Source organism: Streptomyces hainanensis (genome assembly GCF_004348415.1).
Taxonomy (GTDB): domain Bacteria; phylum Actinomycetota; class Actinomycetes; order Streptomycetales; family Streptomycetaceae; genus Streptomyces; species Streptomyces hainanensis.
In genome coordinates, this window is record NZ_SMKI01000850.1 from 1 (window position 1) to 1,114 (window position 1,114).

The 1,114-nt window shown below is 77.3% G+C and carries 1 protein-coding gene and 1 pseudogene; one reads left to right on the forward strand and one right to left on the reverse strand.

The window, feature by feature from the left end; translation table 11 throughout:
* Positions 1-101: pseudogene (locus E1283_RS39780) on the forward strand (response regulator transcription factor); the annotation flags it as partial.
* Here the strand turns inward: E1283_RS39780 and E1283_RS36430 are convergent.
* A partial coding sequence (locus tag E1283_RS36430) for a serine/threonine-protein kinase (protein WP_207930679.1) occupies positions 58-1,114 on the reverse strand: 1,057 nt, incomplete at its 5' end. The pseudogene E1283_RS39780 and the gene E1283_RS36430 sit on opposite strands and share 44 nt — an antisense overlap.

A 1,114-nucleotide genomic window follows, 5' to 3' on the forward strand; every position in this document is an offset into this window, starting at 1 on the left:
CCACCGCCGTCCGCGCCACCGTCAGCCGGCTGCGCGGCAAGCTCGGCGACCGCGTCGTCATCGCCGCGGACACCGGCCGGGGCTACCGCCTGTGCGGCTGAGCCGACTCCGCAGGCCGCCGTTCCGCCGAGGCCGTGGCCCCGGCGGCGGGGGCGTCGGTGCGTTCGCCGGGTCCGCGGGCACCGCGGTAGTCCCGGGCGGCTCCGACGCGGCGGACCCGACCGGCGCCGGCAGCGCCCGGTCCCCCGCGGACGGCGGCCGCGGCCCCCACGACGAGGGCGGCCGGTCGGGCCCCGGGCCGTCGAACGCGAGCAGGTTGGTCGCGGCCCGCCCCAGCAGCGCCGTGAGCTCGGACGGCAGCCAGTAGCCGTTCCCGGCGCGCTTCCGCGCGAACGGCGCCAGCCCGGCCAGATCCAACCGCTGCGCCGGGTCCTTCGCCAGACAGTGCAGCACGATGGTGCGCAGATCGCCCCGCAGCGGCCCGTCCTCCGGGCCGAGGCGGGGCGGCTCGTGCAGCACCCGGTACATCACGGTGGGCCCCTGCGCCCCGTCCCACGCGAACGGCGACGCCCCTGTCGCCGCGTACGCCAGCACCACGCCCAGCGCGAACACGTCGACGGCGCCCGTGGGTTCCTCGCCCCTGATCTGCTCGGGCGCCATGTATCCGGGGGAGCCGACCGCCCCGTTCGTCCGCGTCACCGCGCTGGCGTCCACCGCCCGCGCGATGCCGAAGTCGATGACCTTCGGCCCCTCCAGCGTCACCATCACGTTCGACGGCTTGAGGTCGCGGTGGACGAGCCCGCTGCCGTGGATCGCCGACAGCGCGCTCGCCAAGCCGTGGGCCAGCGCCCACACCGAGGGTTCCGGCAGCGGCCCGTACAGCGGGTCCACCACCTCCCGCAGCGAGGCGCCGGCCACGTAGCCGGTCGCCACCCAGGGGACGTCCGACTCCACGTCGTGGTCCAACACCGGCGCCGTCCAGGTGCCGCTGACCCGCCGGGCCGCCTCGACCTCGGCGCGGAACCGCCGCCGGAACCGCGGGTCCCACGCCAACTCCCCGTGCACGACCTTGACCGCGACCATCCGCCCACCGGGCGCCCGCCCCAGGAAGACC